This window comes from bacterium, assembly GCA_021372615.1.
Lineage (GTDB): Bacteria > Armatimonadota > Zipacnadia > Zipacnadales > UBA11051 > JAJFUB01.
On record JAJFUB010000039.1, the window covers coordinates 1 to 23,344 of the forward strand.

General features: G+C 68.1%; 22 protein-coding genes. 8 read left to right on the forward strand and 14 right to left on the reverse strand.

Translation table 11 applies throughout. The features are described from left to right. The 13 genes from LLH23_06105 to pyk all read right to left on the reverse strand — a co-directional run. A partial coding sequence (locus LLH23_06105; GenBank protein ID MCE5238048.1) for a PfkB family carbohydrate kinase occupies nt 1-466 on the reverse strand: 466 nt, incomplete at its 3' end. Between the two features lie 65 nt (nt 467-531). Continuing rightward, nucleotides 532-1,689, reverse strand: a complete 1,158-nt coding sequence (locus LLH23_06110; protein ID MCE5238049.1) for a pyridoxal phosphate-dependent aminotransferase — start codon at nt 1,687-1,689, stop codon at nt 532-534. A 171-nt stretch (nt 1,690-1,860) separates the two neighbouring features. Then, nucleotides 1,861-2,715, reverse strand: coding sequence for a polysaccharide deacetylase family protein (locus LLH23_06115; GenBank protein MCE5238050.1), 855 nt, complete (start codon nt 2,713-2,715; stop codon nt 1,861-1,863). Nucleotides 2,716-2,841: 126 nt separating this feature from the next. Further along, a complete protein-coding gene (locus LLH23_06120) occupies nt 2,842-3,831 on the reverse strand; it encodes a Gfo/Idh/MocA family oxidoreductase (GenBank protein MCE5238051.1) in 990 nt (329 codons plus the stop codon). A gap of 40 nt (nt 3,832-3,871) precedes the next feature. Then, nucleotides 3,872-4,924 carry an RluA family pseudouridine synthase gene (locus LLH23_06125; protein ID MCE5238052.1) on the reverse strand — a complete coding sequence of 351 codons (1,053 nt, stop codon included), beginning with the start codon at nt 4,922-4,924 and terminating at the stop codon, nt 3,872-3,874. Beyond that, a complete protein-coding gene (gene lgt / locus LLH23_06130; GenBank protein MCE5238053.1) occupies nt 4,921-5,913 on the reverse strand; it encodes a prolipoprotein diacylglyceryl transferase in 993 nt (330 codons plus the stop codon). Before lgt ends, LLH23_06125 begins: the two co-directional genes overlap by 4 nt. Further along, a complete protein-coding gene (gene lspA, locus LLH23_06135; GenBank protein MCE5238054.1) occupies nt 5,913-6,458 on the reverse strand; it encodes a signal peptidase II in 546 nt (181 codons plus the stop codon). Before lspA ends, lgt begins: the two co-directional genes overlap by 1 nt. Then, nucleotides 6,458-6,835: a TraR/DksA C4-type zinc finger protein gene (locus LLH23_06140; protein ID MCE5238055.1), complete on the reverse strand. Its 378-nt coding sequence runs from the start codon at nt 6,833-6,835 to the stop codon at nt 6,458-6,460. Before LLH23_06140 ends, lspA begins: the two co-directional genes overlap by 1 nt. 47 nt (nt 6,836-6,882) lie before the next feature. Next, nucleotides 6,883-9,675 (reverse strand): isoleucine--tRNA ligase, encoded by a 2,793-nt coding sequence (ileS, locus tag LLH23_06145; GenBank protein ID MCE5238056.1) that lies wholly within the window; start codon nt 9,673-9,675, stop codon nt 6,883-6,885. A gap of 257 nt (nt 9,676-9,932) precedes the next feature. Then, nucleotides 9,933-10,346 carry an archease gene (locus LLH23_06150; protein ID MCE5238057.1) on the reverse strand — a complete coding sequence of 138 codons (414 nt, stop codon included), beginning with the start codon at nt 10,344-10,346 and terminating at the stop codon, nt 9,933-9,935. 74 nt (nt 10,347-10,420) lie between these two features. After that, nucleotides 10,421-12,511, reverse strand: coding sequence for a transketolase (locus LLH23_06155; protein ID MCE5238058.1), 2,091 nt, complete (start codon nt 12,509-12,511; stop codon nt 10,421-10,423). 139 nt (nt 12,512-12,650) lie between these two features. Then, a complete protein-coding gene (locus LLH23_06160) occupies nt 12,651-14,366 on the reverse strand; it encodes a phosphodiester glycosidase family protein (protein ID MCE5238059.1) in 1,716 nt (571 codons plus the stop codon). A gap of 70 nt (nt 14,367-14,436) precedes the next feature. Continuing rightward, nucleotides 14,437-15,867, reverse strand: a complete 1,431-nt coding sequence (gene pyk, locus LLH23_06165) for a pyruvate kinase (GenBank protein ID MCE5238060.1) — start codon at nt 15,865-15,867, stop codon at nt 14,437-14,439. 140 nt (nt 15,868-16,007) lie between these two features. Between pyk and LLH23_06170 the strand changes: the two genes are divergently transcribed. The 8 genes from LLH23_06170 to LLH23_06205 all read left to right on the forward strand — a co-directional run bounded on the left by LLH23_06170 (nt 16,008) and on the right by LLH23_06205 (nt 22,970). Then, nucleotides 16,008-16,652, forward strand: a complete 645-nt coding sequence (locus LLH23_06170; GenBank protein ID MCE5238061.1) for a hypothetical protein — start codon at nt 16,008-16,010, stop codon at nt 16,650-16,652. A 70-nt stretch (nt 16,653-16,722) separates the two neighbouring features. Beyond that, nucleotides 16,723-17,277, forward strand: a complete 555-nt coding sequence (locus LLH23_06175; protein MCE5238062.1) for a DUF366 family protein — start codon at nt 16,723-16,725, stop codon at nt 17,275-17,277. Continuing rightward, on the forward strand, nt 17,274-18,020 hold the full coding sequence (locus LLH23_06180; protein MCE5238063.1) for a 7-carboxy-7-deazaguanine synthase QueE: 747 nt from the start codon (nt 17,274-17,276) through the stop codon (nt 18,018-18,020). The genes LLH23_06175 and LLH23_06180 overlap by 4 nt, the downstream gene beginning before the upstream one ends. 1 nt (nt 18,021) lies before the next feature. Next, the gene (locus LLH23_06185; GenBank protein ID MCE5238064.1) at nt 18,022-19,050 is read left to right on the forward strand and encodes a 2-hydroxyacyl-CoA dehydratase; all 1,029 of its coding nucleotides are present in this window, start codon (nt 18,022-18,024) and stop codon (nt 19,048-19,050) included. A 71-nt stretch (nt 19,051-19,121) separates the two neighbouring features. Continuing rightward, nucleotides 19,122-20,075 (forward strand): hypothetical protein, encoded by a 954-nt coding sequence (locus LLH23_06190; protein ID MCE5238065.1) that lies wholly within the window; start codon nt 19,122-19,124, stop codon nt 20,073-20,075. Nucleotides 20,076-20,170: 95 nt separating this feature from the next. Then, nucleotides 20,171-21,385, forward strand: a complete 1,215-nt coding sequence (gene tyrS, locus LLH23_06195; protein ID MCE5238066.1) for a tyrosine--tRNA ligase — start codon at nt 20,171-20,173, stop codon at nt 21,383-21,385. A gap of 36 nt (nt 21,386-21,421) precedes the next feature. Then, the gene (locus LLH23_06200) at nt 21,422-21,745 is read left to right on the forward strand and encodes a YtxH domain-containing protein (GenBank protein ID MCE5238067.1); all 324 of its coding nucleotides are present in this window, start codon (nt 21,422-21,424) and stop codon (nt 21,743-21,745) included. A 31-nt stretch (nt 21,746-21,776) separates the two neighbouring features. After that, complete coding sequence (locus LLH23_06205) at nt 21,777-22,970, forward strand: hypothetical protein (protein ID MCE5238068.1); 1,194 nt, start codon at nt 21,777-21,779, stop codon at nt 22,968-22,970. A gap of 25 nt (nt 22,971-22,995) precedes the next feature. On the opposite strand, the gene LLH23_06210 is transcribed toward LLH23_06205, so the two are convergent. Next, nucleotides 22,996-23,319 (reverse strand): hypothetical protein, encoded by a 324-nt coding sequence (locus tag LLH23_06210; GenBank protein ID MCE5238069.1) that lies wholly within the window; start codon nt 23,317-23,319, stop codon nt 22,996-22,998. Between the last annotated feature and the right edge of the window lie 25 nt (nt 23,320-23,344).

Consider the following 23,344-nt stretch of genomic DNA (forward strand, 5'->3'; position numbering starts at 1 on the left):
TGGCGCTGAAGATCATGTCCACGTAGGCGTCGAACGGCACGCCCCGCGGGGCGCTACCAGAGATCACGACCATCTGCGCATGGGGCAGCAGGCGGCTCCACTGCTGCCGCAGGTGGGCCAGCTCCGCAGGTGAAACCAGCGGCCCCACCTCGTCAAGCTGCGTCTGCGAGCGCGTCGCCTCGTCTACGATGTTCAGACAGATGCGCGAGTCCTCGGCGATGCGCACGAACTCCGTGCGGATCCCGTCGGCCTTGAGCATGCTGGTCAGCGCCGCGCCGATGTGTCCTCCGGCAAATCCGGTGATGATGACGTCGTTCCCGAACTGCCGCAGGACCCGCGCGACATTCACGCCCTTGCCACCCGGCAGCACCCGGAAGCGCCGCGGCTGGTGGTACATCCCCACGGCGAAGTTCGAGACCAGGTAGGTCCGGTCCAGTCCGGCATTGGCAGACAGCACGAGAATCACGACAGTCGTCACCTTGCGGTGGGGCGGGGCGTCAGCCCAGTGACACCCCGCCCCGGTGTTCCGTCCTAGTTGAGCAACTCGCCCATGCGCCGCAGCGCCTCCTGGATGTTCTCCACGGAGTTGGCGTACGACAGGCGCAGGTGGCCGTCCCCGTATTCGCCGAAGGCGGTGCCGGACAGGACCGCCACACCGGCCTCTTCGAGGATCTTCTTGGCCAGCGTGCGCGAGTCAATGCCGGTGCCGGTGATCTGCGGGAACACGTAGAACGCGCCCTTGGGCCGCAGGCACTCGAAGCCCTTGATCTGGTTCAGGCCGTCCACGATCACGTCGCGGCGCCGCTTGAACTCCGCCACCATCTTCACGCACTCGTCCTTGGGGCCCTGCAGAGCCGCGATCCCCGCGCGCTGCACGAATACGGTCGTGCAGGAGTTGCAGTTCGTCTCCAGCTTGCCGATGGCGTCGGCGACTTCCTTGGGGCACACGCCGTAGCCCAGGCGCCAGCCGGTCATCGCGAAGCTCTTGGAGAAGCAGTCCAGGAGGATCGTCCGCTCCTTCATGCCCGGCAGAGCCGCGATGCTGTGGTGGGTGCCCTCATAGAGCACCGCCTCGTACGGCTCATCACTCATGACGATGATGTCGTTCTTGATGGCGACCTCGGCGATGGCCTCCAGGTCCTCCATCTCCAGCACGCCGCCGGTGGGGTTCTGCGGCGAGTTGATGATGATCATGCGGGTCTTGGGCGTCACCAGCGAGATCAGTTCCTGCGGGTCGAGGCGGAAGTCGTTCTTCTGCCGCAGGGCGATCGGCACGGGCTTGGCGCCCACGAAGTTGATCATGGACTCATAGATCGGGAATCCGGGGTTCGGGTAGATGACTTCCTCGCCCTCGTCCACGCAGGCCGTGATGCCCCAGTAGATGATGGGCTTAGCGCCCGGGACGATGACGACTTCCTCGGGTGCGACCGGGAACCCGCGGGAGGTGCTGATGTGCTCGGCTACGACCTCGCGTAGCTCGGGATCGCCCGCCGACGGGCCGTAGCCCGTCACGCCATCGGCCAGCGCCTTGCAGGCCGCGTCCTTGATGTGCTGGGGGGTATCGAAGTCGGGCTGGCCGATCTCGAGGTGGACGATGCTCCTACCTTCGCGTTCCAGTTGCTTCGCGCGCGCCAGGACCTCAAACGCGGTCTCGGTGCCGAGCCGCTCCATTCGCTTTGCCAGATGCATGGGTGGTTCCTTTCTGTAGGGCGGGGGCTTGTACCCCGCCGGTCACGGAGGCTTCTGTGCGGTCTGGGCGGGGCACGAGCCCTCGCCCTTCAGCATGCCCGGGCAGTTACCCGGGCCGACTAGAGCCGCCCTGATGGCATCCTCGGCGCAGCAATGGGGTGCGGAAACCTATCATAGTGTCTCCGGCGGGTTGAGCGCCGCCTGTGCGACCTCGCGGTAGGTGACAAACCGCACCGGCTCGTGCTTGCGCTGCGCGTACTCGATCAGCGCCGCCAGCGCGGCCAGTTCCGGGTCGTGCCGCGAATGGGTATCAGGATGGAGGGCCAGTGCGTACACCAAACCCCCCATATCATACGCGAAATCGAGGCAGTCGTGCAAATGCTTGATCCACCCGCGCAGGTCCCGCCCCTGGCTGTCGAACCAGTGCCGGTCGGAATACCCGCTGAGGGGGATCTCCAGCAGCCCGCTCTCGTATCGGCGGGGCTGCATGTGCTTCATCATCATGTATGCGTTCTTGTCGGCGACCACGTCGTACTTGCCGGTCGGAGCCTTCGTGGCGTAGTGGCTGCTGACGAAGCGCAGCCCAGTTGCCAGGAGCATCTCCTGCACGTCCCCGCGGCCGTGTAGCCCGTCGCGGTAGCCGCCCGGCCCCCTCAGCCCCAGCGGAGCGAACCCGAGCACCTCCGCGAACACTTCGTTCGTCTCCTCGACCTCGCGCCACACCGCCCCGGCATCGTCTGCCAACAGCGACAGGTGGCTGTACGTATGCTGGTCCAGGGCATGACCGCGCGCGGCAAGGTCCCGCCACACCTCCGCCGGGTCCTCAAGGCTCTGCCCCAGGACGAAGTACTGCAGACGGAAGTCTGCCGCTTCGGCCAGGGCCGCCAGGTCCAGCATGTACTGCAGCACCCGGTCATCCAGGTGCCCGTGCGTGACGCCGGTCGGGTTGGTATCGGCGTACTCCCCGATCATCTCACAATCCCAGCCGACCGCCACCACGCACCGAGCGTCGCCGAAGAGAGTCACTTCCCGCACTCCAGAAGATACGCCACGGCAGCCGGGGAGACCGGCTGCCATGGCTCGTAGTCGTGTTTGCCCCGCCAGGCCCATTATGCCAGCTTGCGGGCCCGGTGGCAAGGCGCGTGCGGAGGCCTAGGCCAGCAGATCGGCCGGGTTGACCGCCGCCCCGTCCTGTTCGGCGGACTTGGCAACCGCGACCGACACGGCCAGCGACTTGGCGGCGTCCTCGTAGTCCGAGAACGCCAGCGAGCGGTCGCCCTGGCAGGCTGCGACGAAGGCCTTGTCCTCGCCCGTGTAGCCGTCAGCCTGCATGGCGTACTCGCCGCCGCCGTCGGCACAGCCCCGGCCCGCCCACGACAGGTTGTGCCCCGCCACCTGTAGCGTGAACTCGTGGGCCATGACGCGCAGGGAACTCTGCCCCCAGCCGGCTACGATCGAGGTGTTCGAGATGTTCCCGATGGCGCCGCTGGCGAAGCGCAGGTTGGCCGACGCCGCGTCCGCGATGTCGTAGTTCTCCAGCACTTCGTGCATCACCCGGCGCGTCTCGAACCCGCTCACTTCGACGACGTCGCCGCACAGGTACCGGGCCATGTCCACGATGTGCGTGGTCTGCTCGACGAACTGCCCACCCGACTGGGCCTGGACGCGCCACCACGGCGCGCCCGGTGTGCCGCCCCAGAAGTTGCCGAAGACCAGGCCGATGCGCTTGTCGGCCAGCATCTCCTTGGCCTTCATCACATGGTCATCCCAGCGGTACTTGTAGGCCACGACGGTGGCCACGCCGGCACGCTTGATAGCGGACAGGATCGGCTTGGCCATCTCCATGTCAATGGCTACCGGCTTCTCGATCAGCATGGGCAGGCCGAGGTCACAGCAGGCGAACTCGATGTCGCCATGCGCGAACGGGGGCACACAGATGACGACCCCGTCCAGCTTGACCTTGTCGAGCAGCTTGCGGTAGTCGTCGAAGGCTTCCCCGCCGAAGTCGGCGGCGGCTTTCTGCGCGCGATCGAGCGCGACATCGGCATAGCCGGCCATCTGCACCTCGGCCATCTCCGACAGGCGCTTCATGTGGCCCTGGGCGATACCGCCGGTGCCGATAAACCCGAGACGAATGGACATGTGAGAGTCACTCCCTCTGTGTGTCTATGACGAACAGGGGCTACTTCCCGCCCCCACGACGCTTCTCCTCCCGCAGCCACGCCAACACGCCGGTGAATTCCTGCGGCGCTGCCGCCTCCAGCGCCAACACCTTCCCCGTGGTGGGGTGTCGGAACGTGAGTCGCCCCGCGTGCAACCCCTGGCCCGGCAGGGCCGCGAGCAGCGCCAGCAACTCGGCCGGCTCCTCTGTGTCCCGCACCGGGTCGCCATACACCGGGTCGCGCATGATCGGGCAGCCCAGATGCTGCATGTGCACGCGGATCTGGTGGGTGCGCCCGGTCTCCAGCACGCAGGCCACGAGCGCCGCCTGCCGCCGCCGCGGACGCTCCCCCGCCCCCTCAGTCCACGACCAGGCGAAGCTCTCGACGCTGCGGTAGTGGGTGATGGCCTCGCGCCCTCTGCCCCACTCCTGCACCGCCATCATCGTCCGATGCTGCGGATGACGCCCGAAGCCGGTCCGGACCGTGCCCTCCGCGGGCTCCGGACGCCCCCAGACCAGGGCCTGGTACTCCCGCCGCGCCTCGTGAGCCTCCACCTGCCGGGCGAGTTCCGCGTGCGCCTGCTCGGTCTTGGCCACGAGCAGTAGCCCCGAGGTATGCCGATCGAGCCGGTGGACGATCCCCGGGCGGATGTCACCGCTGCCGGCACTCAGGCGACAGTGCGCCAGCAGGGCGTTCACGAGCGTCCCGTCCCCGTGGCCCCGCGCCGGATGGACGACCATCTTGGCGGGCTTGTTGACCACCAGCAGATGCTCGTCTTCGTATGCGATGTCCAGGGGGATGCTCTCGGGCTGGGGTGCGTAGGGCCGTGGCGTTGTGGGAGGGGTCACCGACCCCGACGGGTCGCGGTCGGTGACCGCTCCCACAACAATGGTCTGCCCGGCGGCAGGCTTGTCCGAGGCCCGCACGGGCGCGCCGTCTGTCAGGACCAACCCGTCCTTGATGAGCCGCTGGAGGGCGCTGCGAGTCATGTCCGGCAGCAGTTGCGCCAGCACACGGTCCAGCCGTTGTCCGGCCAGATCGCCTGGCACCACCAACTCGCGGGCGCGGTTCATGGTCGTGGTTTGCGGGGAGGCTTCTCGGCCGGCGGCTCGGCAGTCGCCACGTGGGGCTTGCGCCACGTCAGCGCCAGCACCAGCCCCGCCGCAGCGAAGATCAGGATGGAGGCCAACTGGCCTTCGGTCAGCGCCGGCAGACCGGGCATGGGCTTGCCTGTCGCCCCGGCGCGCGTGTACTCCACCAGGAAGCGGTAGATCGAGTAGAGCATCAGGTACGACAGGAACAGGTGGCCCGGCCGGGGGAGCTTCCCGCGCAACTTGAGCAAGATAGCGAAGATGGCGAGAGAGGACACAAAGGCGTAGAGCTGCGTCGGATGGACCGGAACGTGGGGCATGTCCCCGTACGGGAACTGCATCGCCCACGGCAGGTGGCACTCATGCCCGTGGCAGCAGCCGTTGAGGAAGCAGCCGATCCGTGTGATGGCATACCCCAGCGCGATGCCCGGCGCGGTGACATCGGTCAAGGCGGGAAACGACTTGTGCCGCCGGTGTGCAAAGAGCAGCCCGGCCAGCACGGCCCCCAGCAGCCCGCCGTGGAAGGACAGGCCCCCCTCCCAGACATTCAGCAGCTTGTCCGTGTGCCCGGCGTAGTGGCCCCAGTCCAGCGCCACAAACACCACGCGCGCCCCCAGGATCGCGCCGATCAGCGCATACAGCGACAGGTCCAGGCACTCCGCTGGGGCGATGACATCCCGGGCGCCCGAGCGGGCCATGTAGACCGTGCCCGCGGCGAAAGCCAGCACCAGCATGGTGCCCCACGCCTTGATCTTGACGGGACCGAAGTGATTGACGAGGAGGAACACGACCACGCCCACGGCCACTGCGGGCAGCAGGGCGACGAGGGCGCGCTGGACGGTGATCGGCTTGCCGTTGGCCCAGCGCCGTTCCCCCCACAGCCACGCCAGGACGAGGGCATAGGCGACGACAATGACCACCGGGAGCACCACCGGGCTCCACGGGCCTAGGGACAGCAGCTCCGGACGCACTAGGGGCCCTCCTCACCGACCACCGACTCGTCGGCCACCTCGGCACAGCTTGCGGGCTTGTGCAGGAACAGGCCATGCATCAGTAGCAGCAGCGCCCCGATCACCACGCAGGCATCGGCGAAGTTGAAGACCGGCCAGAAGCTGACATCAATGAAGTCCGTCACGCGCCCCACGCGGATGCGGTCCACCATGTTGCCCAGCGCCCCCCCGACCAGCAGCGCCAGGGACCAACCAACCACGCCGCTCTGGCGCGCGTAGCGGCTGCCCCACAGCAGGAGGAGCACGATGCACGCGGCCGCCAGCAGGGGCAACGCCCGGCCCCCGTCGGCCCACAGACCGAAGGCGATGCCGGTGTTGTCCGTGTGCCTGATCTTCACGAACGAACACACACGGATGAACTCCCCCCGCTGCAGATGCGAAATCACCAACCACTTGGTGAGCTGGTCAATCCCCACCACAACGCCGGCCAAGACGACCAGGAGCCAGCCCGGCAGCCGCCCCTGGCTACCCCCCTCACTGTCTTGCTCGCCGTTCAGGCAGCTCATTAGCCCGCCAGACGCTTGCGGCAGTCAGCGCACATCGCAGCCCAGGGCAGGAAATCCAGGCGCGCTTTGGCTATGTTCTTGCCGCACGAATCGCACTGTCCGTACGTGCCCTTGTCCATCTTCCCCAGCGCATGCTCGACGTAGGCCAGCATGTCGCGGAAGTTCTCCCCGATGGCCATGGCCTGCGTGCGCTCGAGGGTATCGGAGGCCGCGTCGCCGCCGGGCTCGTCGAAGTCCTCGGCGGAGATCTGCGAGTCCAGACGATCGCGGCCGGCAGTGCGGTCCTCGATGCGGCGGATCTGGTCGAGCAGACGCTCGCGTTCGGCCTCCAGAGCTTCACGGTACTTCTTGGTGTCCAGCTTACGTTTCTGAGCCACGGAGAAGTCCTCCTGTTGTGTTGCATGCGGCAGGTCCGCGGGTGATATTACGTTGTCAGCGCCCGCACGTTCGCCGCGCAGCGGGCGCACAGCGTCGGGTGGTCGGCGTCCTCGCCCACCGAGGGCAGGAGCATCCAGCAGCGCTCGCACTTGGGGTCGCTGCTCCGCTGCACGGCCACAGCCACGCCGCCGTCGTCGGTCACGTCGGCCGGCTTCTCGGCCATCGCGTGCAGGCGCACGAGAGACACGCCCAGGTGCTGCGCCAGCGGGCGGTCGAACCGCTGCAGGCCCGCGAGTGCACCCTCCTCGGCATACACGTCGGCGACGGCCTCGCGCGGGTTCTCGCAGACCCCTGCCTGCTTGGCCGCCTCCAGCGCCCGGAACATGGCGTCGCGCGTCGCCGAGTATGCCGACCAGACCTCCGCGTCGGGCTCGCCGGGGTCCATCGCCGAGGCGTCGGGCCAGTCGGCCAGTTGCACCGAGCACGGGAGCCGCGGGTCAATCTTCCGGCAGTGCTGCCAGACTTCCTCGGAGGTGAAGGTGAGCACCGGGGCGATGAGCCTGGTGAGCACCAGCAGCACATCCCACAGCGTGCTCTGCGTGTCGCGGCGCAGCTTGAAGTTCGGCTGCTCGGTATACAGCGTGTCCTTGACGGCCTCGAAGTACTCCGAGCTGAGTTCGTTCACGCAGAAGGCATGCACGCGGTGGTAGAACAGGTGCAGGTCCCAGGTGTCGAAGGCCTCGGTGACTTCCTGAGTGTACTTCACCAGGGCCCGGATGGCCCACCAGTCGGCCTGGCTGCGCTCGCGCAGGGGCACATAGTCGGTCGCCGGGTCGAAGTCGCCCAGGTTCTGCAGCATGAATCGGCAGGTGAAGCGGATCTTCTTGTAGGCGTCCGCTACCTGCTCGTAGATGCTCTCGGCCGCATACATCTTGCGCCGGAAGTCCGCGTACGTGAACCACATGCGCAGCACGTCGGCGCCGTACGTGTCATAGATCTCCCGGGGATCAATGATGTTCCCCTTGCTCTTGGACAGCTTGTGCCCGGTCTCGTCCACAAAGAAAGCGTGGCCGACGACCGTCTTGAAGGGCGCCGGGCGCCCCAGCGCCACCGCCGCCCACAGCGAGGTCTGGAACCAGCACTGGTACTGGTCGTCGCCCTCAAGGTACAGATCCGCCGGGTTGGTGAGTTCGGGGTACGTGTCCAGCACGCAGTAGTGCGTGACCCCCGAGTCGAACCACACCGACATGATGTCCGGCTCTTTGACCAGGTTCGCCCCGCCGCACTTGCCGCAGACGGTTCCCGGGGGCAGCAGGTCCGCCGGGTCGCGCTCGAACCACACATCCGCCCCGTGCTCGGCGACCAGGTCGCGCACGAAGTTCGTGCTCCCCTCGGTCAGCAGCGTCTCGCCACAGTCGGCACAGTAGAACACCGGGATCGGCACGCCCCACACGCGCTGGCGCGAGATGCACCAGTCCGGCCGCGCCTGCACCATGCCGGCGATGCGGCTCTCGCCCCACGCCGGCACCCATTTGGCCTTGCCGATCTCGTCCAGCGCCGCCTGCCGCACGGCGTCAATGTCCATGAACCACTGCTTGGTGGCGCGGTAGATGACCGGCAGGTGGCAGCGCCAGCAGTGGGGATACTCGTGAGCGATGGTCCCGGCGCTCAGCAGCGCCCCGGCTTGCTCCAGCAGCGTGATGACTGTGCCGTTGGCCTGGTCCACGACCTTGCCTTCGAGGGCCTCCCCCGCCTCAGCGGTGAAGCGCCCCAGGTCGTCCACCGGGCTGATGACCGGCAGGTCATACCGCAGCGCCGTCTCGAAGTCCTCCAGCCCATGCCCCGGAGCGGTGTGCACCAGGCCCGTGCCCGACTCCATCTCGACATACTCGGCCAGCACGAACGGCGACGGGCGGCCGTACAGCGGGTGCACCGCCACCAGGCCCTCCAGGTCCGCCCCCGGACGGGTCGCCAGGACCTCCAGTTCGCCCAGGCCGCAGTCCGCCGCGGTTCTGGCCGCCAGGGCCTGCGCCAGGATGAAGTAGCGATCCCCCGACCGGGCCAGCACGTACGTGTCCCGGGGGCTGAGCGCCGTGGCCGTGTTGCCCGGCAGCGTCCATGGCGTCGTGGTCCAGATGACGGCCTCGGCGGTCGCCCCGGCGGGCAGCTCGGGGAACACTCGCCCCGCCTCCGGCACCTTGAAGGTCACGTAGATCGAGGGGCTATCCTTGGTCGCGTACTCGATCTCGTCCTCGGCCAGGGCCGTCTCGCAGGTGTAGCACCAGTAGACCGGCCGCTCGCGCCGGTACACCAGGCCGCGCAGCGCGATCTTGGCGAAGGCCTCGATCTGCCGGGCCTGGTACTGCGGCTTGAGCGTCAGGTACGGGTTCTCCCAGTCGCCGCGCACGCCCAGCCGCTTGAACTGCTCGCGCTGCAGGTCCACGTAGCGCAGGGCCAGCTCGCGGCACTTGGCGCGCCACTGCAGCGGCGGGAGGCTGTGGCGGTCAATGTCGTACTCGCGCGCGACGCTCTGCTCGGTCGGCAGGCCCTGGGTGTCCCAGCCGGGCACGTACGGGCAGTCGTAGCCGCGCATCGTCTTGTACTTGATGGTGATGTCTTTGAGGATCTTGTTGAGCGCCTGCCCCAGGTGGATGTTCCCGTTGGCGTAGGGCGGGCCGTCGTGCAGGACGTACTTCGGCGCGCCCTGGCGGTTCTCTCGCACCAGGCGGTAGATGTCCCACTCGTTCCACAGCTTGAGAATCTCGGGCTCGCGCCGGGGCAGGTTCCCCTTGAGTGGGAAGTCGGTCTGCAGCAAGTTGAGCGTCTTGCGGTAATCCATGGGTGGCTCGCCGAATGCCGAAGTCCAGTTACGGAGCAAGCCCGGGGACCGCACCGGGATTGCCAACAGGCGCTGGTTGCGTGCGGCCCTTCCGACAGCCCGACCCCTTCGCCCGAACGGACCGGGCAATGACGCGCGGGGGGCTGCCGTCCCGCGCGTACAAACGGAATGAAGCGCCGCACTATGGCAGCGCCCAGTCAGTCGGGTATGTTACCCCATGACTCATACGGAGTCAAGGATACGGCCGAGGTTCTCCGTCAAACATCGAACACAATGGTGACGCTCGAAGTACCCTCGGAACGCTGAATCTGCAGCCCGTGCCGCGTCACGGCCTTCAGGAGCGCCCGCAAAGCGGGCTCCGCCTGGGCCCTCGGCACGACCCCGACCTGCAGCTTCGCCCCCTCCGCATCAGCCGCCACGACCCGCACGGTTACCGGCGCCAGCCCCTCATCCTCCAGCAGGTACAGCAGCTCCCGGAGGGCGTGGTGCAAGACCAGTTCAGCCCCTTCTGCGGCGACCGACACTCCGACTTCGTGCTCCGCCGCCGGCGGCCGCCCGCCGTACAGCAGGGCCACCATCCCCGCCGCCGCGTTCTCGATGAGCTCGCGCAGGTCCTGCCCGCTGGCGCGGATCGCCTGGTCGGCCGTGTGATCCAGTATCTCGTAGCGCATCGGGCGTCTCGTAGTGGCGCGATTGATCGCGCCCAGCGACGGCCACGGCGCGATGAATCGCGCCACTACGCGGCCTACAGGATCTCCAGCGCCTTGGCGGCGATATGCTCGCCCGTCAGGCCGAAGAACTTCATCAGTTCCCACGGCTGCCCGGACTCGCCGAAGGTGTCCTGGACGCCAACCATGCGGAGCTTGACCGGCCGCGCCACATCGCCCTGGGCGATGACGCCGGCAACGAGGTTGCCGAAGCCGCCGACCTGGTGCTCCTCGGCGGTGACGATGATCCCGCAGTCGTTGGCTGCCGCCAGGATCGCAGCCCGGTCAATTGGCTTGACCGTGTGCACGTTGACGATGCGGGTCTCGATCCCCCGCTCCTCCTTGAGGATGTAGGCCGCGCGCATGGCCTCAGGCACCATCGGACCGCAGGCGATGATCGCAAGGGCCTCGTTTTCGGCCTTGTAGTCTGAGGCCAGGACCGTCTCAAAGGCGTCGGCGAAGTTCTCCTGCGCCCCGCGGAAGCGGATGACGTTCGCCTGGCCGTACTCGAACGGTGTGCCGTCGTTGGTGACCAGCGGCGTGGCCTCACGGGCGAAACGCACGACGCCCGGTCCCGGGACCTCGGCGATGGCCAGCGTGGCCTTCTCGGCTTCCTTGGAGTCGCACGGCACGATCATGTGGAACCGGGGGATGCAGGTGACGACGCTGATCTCCTCCAGCGCCTGGTGGGTCGCCCCGTCAGGCCCCACCGAGATGCCGCCATGGGCGTCGGCGACTTTGACGTTGTAGTCGTTGTACGCGCAGGTCGTGCGGAGCTGGTCCCAGTTCCGGCCGGTGATGAACACGCCGTACGAGCCGATCCAGCCGATCTTGCCTTCCTTGGCGAACCCGGCAGCCACCACCGTCATGTTTTGTTCCTGGATGCCCATGCTGAAGAAGCGCTTGAGGCGCTCCTCGTCCGTAGTCTTGCCATCGGGCTTGAAGAAGTAGTCCATCCGGATGGAAGAGGTGATGTCGGCGCCAAAGCCCACCACATCGTCCCGGCCGCTGAGCTTGGCCGCGCCCCAGCCGAAGCCGTTGCGGGTGGCGTCCATCTTGCAGTGCATGTCGGCGGCCTTGTTCCACCAGTAGTCCCGGCCGAACTTCGGCATCATGCCATCTACCTTGGCATCCACGAAGGCCTGATACTTCTCGACGATGCCCATGAGCTGCGCGATGCGCTCCCGGGACATCTCCTCCTCGGCGTCGAGACAGTCCACGCAGGCAAAGATGGACTCGGCGCCCTCCTTGAGGCCGTCCTTGGGCGGCACGCCGTGATAGCCGCACACGTTCTCGCAGAAACCGACCCCTTTGCCCTTGATCGTGTGGGCGATGATGCAGGTGGGCTTGTCTTTGACCGTCTCGGCCCTGGCCAGGGCCTTGAGGATCTGCTCCATGTCGTGGCCGTCAATCTCCAGCACGTGCCAACCGAAGGCCTCAAACTTCTCCTTCACGGGCGCAACTTCCATGACCTCGGTCGTGGTCCCGTCAATCTGCAACTGGTTGCGGTCCACGATGGCGCACAGGTTATCCAGTTTGTAGTGGGCCGCCGCCATCGCCGTCTCCCACATCGAGCCCTCATCCAGCTCTCCGTCACCCAGAAGCGCGTAGACCCGGTAGCTCTTGCCGTCCAGCTTGGCGTTCATGGCACAGCCCTGCGCCACGCCGAAGCCCTGTCCCAGCGAGCCGGAGGACAACTCCACCCCCGGTACCTTGAACCGGTTCGGGTGCCCTTCGAAGCCCGACCCCAGCCGCCGCAGCAGCACGGTCTGCTCAATGCCGGACACGTTCTCGAGGCCCGGCACCGGCTCGCCGTTGAAGGTCACTTTGCGGTCGTCGAAGTACCCCGCGAAGGCCAGAGCCACGTACAGGGCCGGCGCCTTGTGGCCGGTGGACCAGAGGATTCGGTCGCGGTCAGGCCACTCCGGGTTGCGCGGGTCGTGCTTCGCGTGTTTGAGGTATAGGGCCGCGGCCACATCCATGATGGACAGCGTGCCACCGCTGTGCCCGGACCCGGCAGCGGTGATGGCCATCATGTTCCAGCAGCGCATCTGCCGAGCCTGGTCCGCCAGCTCGTCGAGCGAGAAGTCCCTCCGCGTACTTCCCGTCTGCGAATCGACAATCGCCATCTAAGTCACCCTCATCGAACAGTCTCGGCGGTCGCGTCGCACGGCGACAGCGCCGGAGCGGCTCGCGAACGGCGGCCGCAAATGTCAACTATTCCCCGCGAACTGAATTCCACCTGCAGAGGGGGAAAACTCCTCCCGCTCAGCGCTTCACCACCAGCAGCGCATTGGACACGGCCCGCTCGCCCCCATCGCTGGGGGAGTTGAGCAGCCGGCCGTTCACCACGATGGCGCTGGAGCCGCCGCCGTCGAGGTTCATGGCGGTCCGGGCCCCGAGCTTCGCCATCACCCCGGCCAGCTCGCGCAGCGTCATTCCCGGTTCCTCCACCGCGACCAGCAGCACCTCGCCCCCGGCCGTGAGGCCCACCGCAGACCGCGGGCGGCAACCGTTGGTCACGTCAGCCCGGAAGCGCTCGGCGTGGCCGTTGACCGCGATCTGCCCCTGCGACACCAGCAGCGGCCCGCCTCCGAGCGCCTCCCACAGGTCCGGCCACCGCGGCGTCGTCTGCAGGCGCAGTTGCACTTTCGTGCCCTGTGCCACCCCGGCGAGCGTCTGCGCCCGCCGCCCGTTGCCGGACAGGACATAGCCCCCCTGCGGGATGGGCGCATCCACGTTCTGCGGGTAGACCGCGCTCACGAGACCATCGGCATTGACAGCCAGGCGCACCTTGTCGGGTGCCCCGACCACCAGTGGCCCCCAGCGCCCCGTGAAGGCAATGACCGACTCGTCGGTTACGTGGCCTTCATTGATGCGGTCCAGGGGCAGCATCCCGAGCCCCTCAAACAGCGCCTGACCGTCGAAGTCCACGTTGGCGATCTGGTACTTCCCATCGCGGGTGATGCCCAGCACCGCGCGGTTGAACAGCGGCGCCTTGATCCACTCGCCGTCAATCACGAGTAGCCCCAGCGGCGGCCCTTGCGAGGCGAAAAAGCCCCCATTGATGGCCGCGTAGGCCCCGTTGTCGGCCGCGATGCGGGACACCGTGCGCCGCCGCATGATGGTTGAGCCGGCCAGAGCCGGCCGGAGCGCCCACTTGCTCGTGGCCGGGTTGAAGCGGATCACGAACCCGCGCACCGGGCCCTTCGAGCCGGTGAACTGGCAGGCCTGCCAGATGTCGCCGGAGGTCGGGCGCACCGGGCGCGGCTTCTCCACCACCGGCGGGGGCGTGGGCGTCTCGCGCAACAGGTCCACGACGATGCGCGCCGGGTCGCCCAGGGTGAAGAACTGCGGCGGCTCGGGGCTCTCGTGGCTGATCGCGATGCGCAGGAAGCCCTTCTGCACCGACTCCGTGACCTGCGGCGCGAGCGCCTCCTCGAACTGGTGCAGGCGCAGGACCTCCGGCTGATCCGCCGCCACCGGCATCTCCAGCACGACCTTCCCGGGCTCCTGGTAGAGCCGGTAGCCAGCCGGAGCGGCGAGGTCGAACACAAACCGCACGCGGTCCTCGTGGGCGCCCTGGCGCACCTGCAGCAGGTTCGCGCACGGAGACTGAAGCGCCCACTTCTCCCCGTCGTGGGTCACCACCAGTTGCAGCGTCTGGCTCAACAGCGCCAGGGGCACGAAGAGCTGTTCGCCCCGCTGCAGCGGCGCCAGGGCGCTCTGCTCCTCACGGTCGTCGTGTCGGAGGGTGCGTTCCCCCGTGCGCACCAGCCACGTATGGTCGTAGTACGCCAGCCGCCAGAGGCCCTTCTCGACCTGCACCTGGACCCCCAGGTCGGTCGCCAGCACCTCGGTAGAGACGAACAGGCTGTCCTCGGCGACGAGGGCGGCCTGGGCGGTGTCGGTCGGCCGCCCGTTGACGGTCAGCGTCACGCCTTCGGTGCCCGTCTGGGCCATGCCCAACGCTGGCAGCAGCATGAGGAGTACGGCTATGAGGGTGTGCGGAGATGGCTTCATGTGCGATAGAAGGGCGCCGCGGGGCGCGCCGCTACTCGATGACCTCGACGCTCAGGGTGTTGGTGCTGCCGGGCTGACCCATGGGCACCCCGGCGGTGAAGACCACACGGTCGCCCGCCGCCACGAGCCCCAGGCGCTTCAACTCCTGCCCTGTCTGTGCAATCATCTCTTCGGCGTCCTCGGCGTCGGGCACGACCACAGGCAGCACGCCCCAGTAGAGGCTGCAGCGCCGGGCCGTCGGGGCCAGCGGCGTGCACGCCAGGATGGGCACTCCGGGCCGCCGCTTGGACGCCATGCGAGCCGTCGAGCCGGACTCGGTGAAGGCGATGACCGCCCGGGCGTCCACGTGGGTCGCCACGTCCACCGCCGCCCGGCTGATGGCCTCGGCGATGGTCAGATCCTGTGCCTGTCCGCCCACGGCCTCGCGCGGGCCCAGACGGCGTTGCTCCTGCTCCGCGGCGGCGGCGATCCGCCGCATCATCGCCACGGTCTCGACGGGGTACTTCCCCACGGCCGTTTCCGCCGAGAGCATCACGGCGTCCGACCCGTCGAAAATCGCGTTGGCCACGTCTGAGGCCTCCGCACGGGTAGGCTGCGGGTTGTCGCGCATGGACTCGAGCATCTGGGTGGCCGTGATGACTGGCTTGTTCTGCAGGGCGCACTCCGCGATGATGCGCTTCTGCCAGACCGGGACTTCCTCGGGCGACAGTTCGACCGCCAGGTCACCACGGGCGACCATGATCGCGTCGGCCGCGGCGACGACCTCGGACAGATGTTCGAGCGCCTCTGGCTTCTCGAGCTTCGCGATGATGGGGACGGCCTCGCCGTTGCGCCGGCACAGGCCGCGCAACTCCAGCACATCCGCCGCCGAACGCACAAAGCTCAACGCCACGTAGTCCACGCCCAGTTCCAGCGCGAACGCCAGGTCGTCCCGGTCCTTCTCCGTGCACGACGGCGCGCTGACCTGCACGCCGGGCAGGTTGATCCCCTTGTGCTCCGAGAGCATCCCCCCGACCACGACCTCGCAGGTGACGTCGGTCTTCGTCTTGCTCTTGACCCGCAGTGCGAGGGTCCCATCGTCCAGGAGAATCCGGGCGCCGGGGGTCACGTCGTGGCAGAGGCCCTGGTACGTCGTCGAGACGCGGTCGGCGGTCCCCGGGCACGGCTCGGTGCTGATGACCAGCTCAGCGCCCGGGATCAGCCTCACCGGCTGACCGCCCTCCAGCTCTCCGACACGGATCTTGGGGCCCTGCAGGTCGGCGATGACACCCACGTGGCAGCCCAGTTCGTCGCTCGCCCGGCGCAGGCGCTGGAACCGCTCGGCATGCTCCTGGTGGGTGCCGTGCGAGAAGTTCAGACGCGCCACATCCATCCCCGCCGAGACCATGTCGCGCAGAACCTGCTCGTCAGCGGAACCGGGGCCGAGGGTGCAGATGATCTTCGTGGGGTTGAAGGTGACCAAACGGGGCTTCCTGTGTAGGGCGGGCTGCGTTTACAGTGCCGACAAGCTCTGCTATAATTCGATTGCCCGCCGACATGGTACCGAACGCGCCTGTGCCGTGTCAACCACGGGCGCCCATTTCGCCATGCGAGGTTGCACTCATGTCCGACGACCTGGATCTGGTAGCCCTCTGGCAGAAGGTGAACGTCGAACTCCACAAGGGCGACATTGACCGCAGCCTCTGGGAAGCAGCCCAGGCGGCTGTCCCCCTGGCAGCAGACGAGGACACGCTTGTCCTGGGCCTGAAGCCCGGCGAGATGCGCCTCTCCGGGTACCTGACGACCCCCTCCAAGCGGACCCAGATCGTGGCGATCGTTCAGCGGCTCTGTGGGCGCCGTCTCGATCTCCAGGTCATTGAGGGCCAGTCGGCCGACGACTGGGAGAAGTACAAGCAGCGCCACGAAGCTCAAGCCGATCAGACGCTGGAGCGAGCGCATTTCCGCACCGAGCACAAGGGTGCTCTGGCCGTGTGGGAGGGCCTGGCCGCCGACTTGCACAGACTCTTCACCGAGACCCAGCAGCGCCGCTTCGCCGAGCAGTTGGCGCGCCTGCTCATCCGCGCCCTGCCGCTCCTGGCCGAGGCCGAAGAGAAGGCCCGCGAAGCAGAGCCCGAGGCCGAGCAGCTACATTTCACCCACCTGAACCGCTCGTTTGACAAGCTCTCGACATATACCGACATTCCGGCGCCCATCGTGGCGCTGGAATACATGCGCTACCGCAGCAGCCGCCAGAAGCGGCAGGGCTAGGTCGGCCCCCTCGCCTCCCCGAGCAGGGCGGGGCGCCCTCCTCCGCCCGCAACCTGACGGGGGATTTCCCATGCAGATTGCGTTCGGCAAGAACATACCCTATGACGGGTCACAACTGCGCACCGGGTGGATCGCGGAGACCTTCGGCGTCGCCGGCGATGCCATCGCCGTGTTCACCGGGGCCTGCGACGTCGCGCCCGAGCACATGCTGGACCTCGAGGACCTGGAAGCCGGCGAGAGCATCCGGGCCCGACACATGCTGCATTTCATTGTTGAGCACGCCGGGGTGGCGCTCCCGCTCATGGTCGCCCGGCAGCGCCTGTTGGCCAGTCTCGCCCGGGACGCCCTGGCACGACGGCGCAACGTCTCGGGCCTGGTTCGCCATGGCGACGACCTCTTCATCGGCCGGCGCAAGCTCTCTGTCTCCATCGCCGCCGCCTCCCCAGCCTCCGGGCTGATCCACTTCGCCATGAACGTGGACCCCGACGGGGCTCCGGTCCCGGCCATCGGCCTGCGTGAGATCGAGGTCAACGAGACCTCCCTCGGCCGCGTCATCGCCGAGGCCTATGTGGCGGAGATCGCCTCCTGCGACCACGCCGCCACGAAGGTGCGGCCGGCGCGATGAGCGCCTCCGCCCCCCTCGCCGAGATCTTCTCCTCCGTCCAGGGCGAAGGCCCCTATGTCGGCGTGCGGCAGGTGTTCGTGCGCTTGCGCGGCTGCGCCCTGACCTGCCGGTACTGCGACACACCCGCGGCCCGCACCACGGACGGTCCCTGCCGCATCGAGCGCCTGCCGGGAAGCAATCGCCACGTCGCGTGCCCTAACCCCATGGCGGTCGAGAGCGTCCTGGACGAGGTGCTGGCCTTCACGACAGCGACGGCGCATCACTCGGTCTCGATCACCGGGGGCGAGCCGCTCCTGCATCCGCATTTCGTCCGCGCCCTGGCCGATGGCCTCGCCGCCGCAGGGCTGCGCACGTACCTGGATACCGCCTGCTGCTACCCGGCGGCGATGGCAGAAGTCGCACCCGCCGTCGCCATCGTCGCGGCCGACTATAAGCTGCCCGAGACGATGCGTGAGCCCGTGGACTTCGCCGACTTCGCGGCCACCTGGCAGGCCATCTTGGGCGAGCGCTTCATCAAGATTGTCCTGACCGCCGACGTGCAGCCAGATCGCTTCGGCGAACACTGCGCCCAGCTGGCGGAGCTCGACCCGCAGGCGCAGGTGGTGCTCCAGCCGGCCACACGGCGCGGCGACGTGCGTCCTCCCGACCGCTCGGCACTGTTCGCCCTGGCCGCCGCGGCGGCGGTCGCCCTGCCGACCGTCCGGGTCATCCCGCAGTGCCACCGCCTGTTGGGCGTGAAGTAGCATGAGTGCAGTGGCGGCGCAACCGGGCGCAGTGGGTTTCACCACGACCATCCCGGTCGAGGTCCTGCTGGCCGCTGGGCGTCGCCCGGTGGACCTGAACAACCTGTTCATCACCTCGGCCGACCCGGCCGCCTACGTTCGCCGGGCCGAACTGGAGGGCTACCCGCGCACCGCCTGTGCGTGGATCAAGGGTCTCTACGGCATCCTGCGCGAGCGCGCCCTCGAGGAGGTTATCGTCGTCACCGAAGGGGACTGCAGCCAGACCCACGCCATGATGGAGACGCTGCAGCGTTACGGCGTGCGCCTCATCCCCTTCGCCTACCCATACGACCGTGACCCCGGGCGGCTCCGCCAGGAGATTGAGCGGTTGCTGGGCGCCTTCGGGGTCTCATGGCAGGAAGCCGAGAGCGTGCGGGAGGGATTGCGCGGCCTGCGGCGAAAGGTAGCCCTGCTGGACGAGTTGACCTGGCGGCAGGGAACCGTCAGCGGCTTTGAGAACCACATCTTCCAGGTATCGTGCAGTGACTTCGAGGGCGATCCTGTTGCCTTCGAGGCACGGCTGGATACCTTCCTGGCGCAGGCCCAGGCGCGCCCGGCCCGACAATGGCCGCTGCGGCTGGCTTTCCTGGGCGTCCCGCCCATCTACAGCGATCTTTACCAGTTTCTCGAAGACCATGGGGCGCTGGTGGTGTACAATGAGGTCCAGCGGCAGTTCACCATGGCCGACGCCGCAGACGCCAAGCTGCTGGAGCAGTACCGGCGGTACACATACCCGTATGACATCTTCGGCCGGCTGGCGGACATCAAGGGCCAACTGGCGCTGCGGCACGTAGATGGCGTCATCCACTACGTCCAGGCCTTCTGCTTCCGACAGATCCAGGACACGATCATGCGCCGGGAGTTGGACTGCCCCCTGCTGACGCTGGAGGGCGACGCGCCCGGCCCCCTGGACGGCCGCAACAAGCTCCGTCTGGAGGCGTTCCTGGAGACGTTGCAGGCCCGGCGGCAGGTGGAGCGCAGCGTTCCGTAGCCGCGTCGTTGATGCACAGATCGCGGTCGGTGACCGCTCCCACATACACGTCGCTGAAATCTGAGGTGAACATGATGACCAAGCACCTGAGCACCCTCGCAGTCGCGCTCCTGTTGGCCTCCGTCGCCCTCGCCCAGCAGCCGGCCACGCTGACCGGCACTATCACCTTCCGCAGCGGCGAGACGCTCAGCGGCGTCATCAAGGCCGCCGACCTGGGCATCATGGACGGCACGGGTGTGGGCACCGGCCTCAACGGCTTCGGGTCCATCAAGATCAATGTCAACGGCGTGAAGCAGACCATCCCGGCGACCAACATCGCCACCATTGAGGCCACCTGGGTGGACAAGAGCACGCCCGAGGAGCCCAGTTGGGAGATCAGTGAGCTGCGGGTCACCACCGCCGACGGCAAGGCGCTCGTCGGCAAGCCGGACTGGCACATGCATGCCACCAATGTCAGCGTGCAACTGGCCAGTGGCGAGACCAAGCGCGTCCACGCCTTCCCCCTCGGCGGCGCGGACTTCTCGCCCAATAACCTCATCGCCAAGATCCAGCTCGGGCCGGTGTCCACGGCGGCCACCGCCGCGACCGCAACGATAGCCCCGGCCCCGACGACGCCGGCTCCCACAGCGCCCGCACCGACCACTCCGGCACCGACGACCCCGGCGCCGACGACGCCCGCACCGACCACTCCTGCGCCCCCGACACCGGCGCCGACGACGCCCGCACCGACCACGCCGGCCCCGGCGGCTACCGTCGAGATCAACCCGACGCCTGCGCCGACCACCCCGGCCCCGACGACGCCCGCTCCGACCACTCCCGCGCCGACGGCGGTGGCCGCTGCCCCCGCCACGCCGGTGCCTGCCGGCACTGTCTCGGCGGTCGTCGCGGCCCAGGCGACCAAGGCCCGCCCCGGCGAGCCGATGGTCATCAAGGTCCCGATTGCCGGCACGAACAAGGTCGTCAACATCCTGCTGTATGTCAACATCACCGAGGAGGGCATCGAGGTCATGCCCCCGGCGCAGTAGCCGGTCGCCCCTCGGACGCTCCCATGGGTACCTCAGGCCCCGTGCCTGAGGTACCGTCTTCAGAGCCACTCGACTAGCAACGGAGAATGAGCTGCATGTCGCCCAAGGCACAACTCGCCGAACTACTCTCGCCGCCGCATCCGGTGGACATCGTCAGTGAAGAGGAACTGCTCGCCAAGCTCGAGCAGGGCCGCCCGCTGCGCATCAAGTACGGGGCCGACCCCAGCGCCCCGGACTTGCACCTGGGCCACAGCGTGCCCATGAGCCGCCTGCGCAAGTTTCAGGAACTCGGCCACACCATCGTCTTCATCATCGGCGACTTCACCGCGCGCATCGGCGACCCGTCGGGCAAGTCCAAGACCCGCCCGATGCTCAGCACCGAGCAGGTGGATGCCAACGCGAAGACCTACGCGGCCCAGGTCGGGCAGATCCTCGACATCAACCGCTGCGAACTGCACTACAACAGCGAGTGGCTCGACGCGATGACCGTGGCCGACGTGCTGCGGCTCATGTCCCACTACACCGTGGCCCGGATGCTGGAACGCGATGACTTCGCCAAGCGCCTGCAGGAAGAGGCGCCGATCTCCGTCGTCGAGCTCATGTACCCGCTGATGCAGGCGTACGACTCCGTGGCGATCAAGGCCGATGTGGAACTGGGGGGCACGGACCAACTGTTCAATTTCCTGGTGGGCCGCGACATCATGCGCGCCTACGGGCTGGAGCCGCAGGTCGTCATGACCTGGCCGCTGCTGGTGGGCACGGACGGCACCGACAAGATGAGCAAGTCGCTGGGCAACTACGTGGGCATCACCGACGCCCCCGGCGACATGTACGGCAAGATCATGTCCATCCCCGACAGCGCCATGCCGATGTACTACTGGCTGCTGCTGGAGCAGGCGCCCGAGGCCGTGGACGAGATGGAGGCCCACCTGAAGTCCGGCGCGCTGCACCCGCGCGAGGCCAAGGCCCATCTGGCGCACCGCCTGGTGGGCCGCTACCACGGCGCCGACGCCGCCGATGCCGCTGCCGTAGAGTTTGACCGCATCTTCGCCCAGGGCGCGTTGCCCAGCGACATGCCCGACATCGTCCTGCCGCGCGAGGCCTTCGAGGACGGTAACGTCGGCCTGATCCAGGTGCTCGTTACCGCCGGCTTCGCGGCCAGCAACGGCGAAGCCCGCCGCCTGATCCGCGGCAAGGGCGTCAAGGTGGACGGTGAGGTCGTGGACGACGAGATGGCTCGACTGGCGCTCAAGGGCGGGGAGACGGTGCAAGTGGGCAAGCGTCGCGTCGGGCGTGTAGTCATCGACTAGCGGTGTCTACTCGGACGCCGCAGGAGGCCGTGTGAGATGAGCGACAACCGCAACAGTCTGATGGACGCCGTGGGTGTGCTCGGGACCATGGCCGTGGGGGCCCTGATCGGGGCCGGCGTGGCGCTGCTCATGGCGCCCAAGTCCGGCGCCGAACTGCGCGAGGACCTCAAGGCCGGCGCCGAGAAGGTCAGCGAGGACCTCACCGAGGTCGGCCACAAGGCGAGCGAGAGTGTGCGCGCCCAGGTCGAGAAGCTCGGCCAGAAGGCCGAGGAACTCACCAAGAAGGCCACCGAACTCGGCGAGCGCCTGAGCAAGCAGCCCGGGACCGCCGGGGCCGCCGAGGCCACTGAAGAGGCGTAGGCCCCCCATCCCCCCGCCGAGGTGAGGGCAGTTGGTTTCTGCCTGCCGTCGGGCGCTTCTGGTAGCGCCCCTGATTCTCGCCATCGCGCTGGCGAACGGCTGTCGCCCTGCGTATGAGCGCCGGCCGTGGACGCTCGCCTTCCAGTATGGCGACACCGGCCAGCGTCTACCCACGATCGTCCCAATGGGTGGGCCGTTCTTCTATCGCGCGCTGCAGCCTGAGGGCGCCGCCCCTTCGCCGACGGGCACCCACATGCTCCTGGCCGCCCAGGGGGGCGAGCTGTGGCTCTGCGATGTGCTGGCGCGCCGCGACGCCTTCCGCCGTCTGGCCGAGAAGGGCGTAGCCGCCCAGTTCTGGCCCGATGTGTCCCCGTGGTCGCTCGATGGCCGCACGTTCGTCTATGTGCAGTCAGGCGACCTGTTCATCCGTCCCCTCGACGGCCAGCCGCGCCGCCTGACCACCACCGGTGATGTCTTCACCGCCGCCATCTCGCCCGACGGTAAGCAGGTCGCCTTCGGCCGACGCGATGCGCAGGATCAGGACCAGGGCCTCTGGCGGGTCCCTGCCGACGGTGGCGACCCGCAGCGACTCGTCGCCCCCACGAACGACATCTTCCACGCCTGCTGCCCGCACTGGTCGCCTGACGGCCAGTGGATCGCCTTCCTGCAGGCCTTCGAGGGTGGGGCGCTGGGAGTCGTGTCGGCGGACGGGCTGGACCTGCGCGCGGGGATCGAGGCCGCCTGGGAGCCCCTGCGCTGGCTCCCGGACAGCAAGACGCTTCTCTTCACGAAGATCGTCTACGGGGAGCCCGGCGACGGGGCGCACGCCTACAACGTGGACACGAAGAAGACCTCGCTGCTGACCGCCAGCGGCCGCAACACCACCTACGCCCTGTCCCCCGACGGCACGCGGGCGCTGGTCGCTTCCTGGCGCGAGGCCAGCGACGGCAAGGTCACGGACGGGAAGCTGGAGGTCGCCAGCGTAGCGACGGGCGCCATCGAGGGCCAGCCGGTGGCCCTGAGCGGCTCGGCGGCCAGTTGCCACTGGGCGCCCGATGGTCGGCAAGTCGCGGTGCTGGTGGACGATGCGAAGGGGAATGGCTCCGTGCTGTACGGCCGCGAAGGCCTTGCCGCTCTGCAGCAGGCGCCGGGGGCAGCTTCGGGCGTCATCGGCTGGGTTCGTCTCTGGCAGCCGCCGCGCCAGTGGTGGCGCTTCTGGGGTTAGGCCCTCCCCGCCTGTAGCGGGGCCGCTACGAGGGCGCCCCTGATGAGGGCGGCGGCGGCGGGGCCGGTGGTGTCGCCGCGGGGGCCTGGCCGGTCAGGGCCTGCTTGCGCAGTTCTTCCATCTGCTCCTCGATCTGCACGACCCGTCGCAGCAGCACATCAATCTGCCCGTCCACGAAGGCGCCCTGCTGCCGCAACTCCCGCGCTCTCTTCCCCACCTCGACCAACTGCCGCTCCAACTCGCTCTCCAGGTTGCCCAGTTGCGCCTGGAGGGACAACTGCTCGGCCCCGCTGGAGACGGCCGCAGCCGCCTGCCCCAGGGCCTCCCTGGCTTTGTCAAACAGGTTCATGTCGTTCTCCCAGATGCGGCCATTT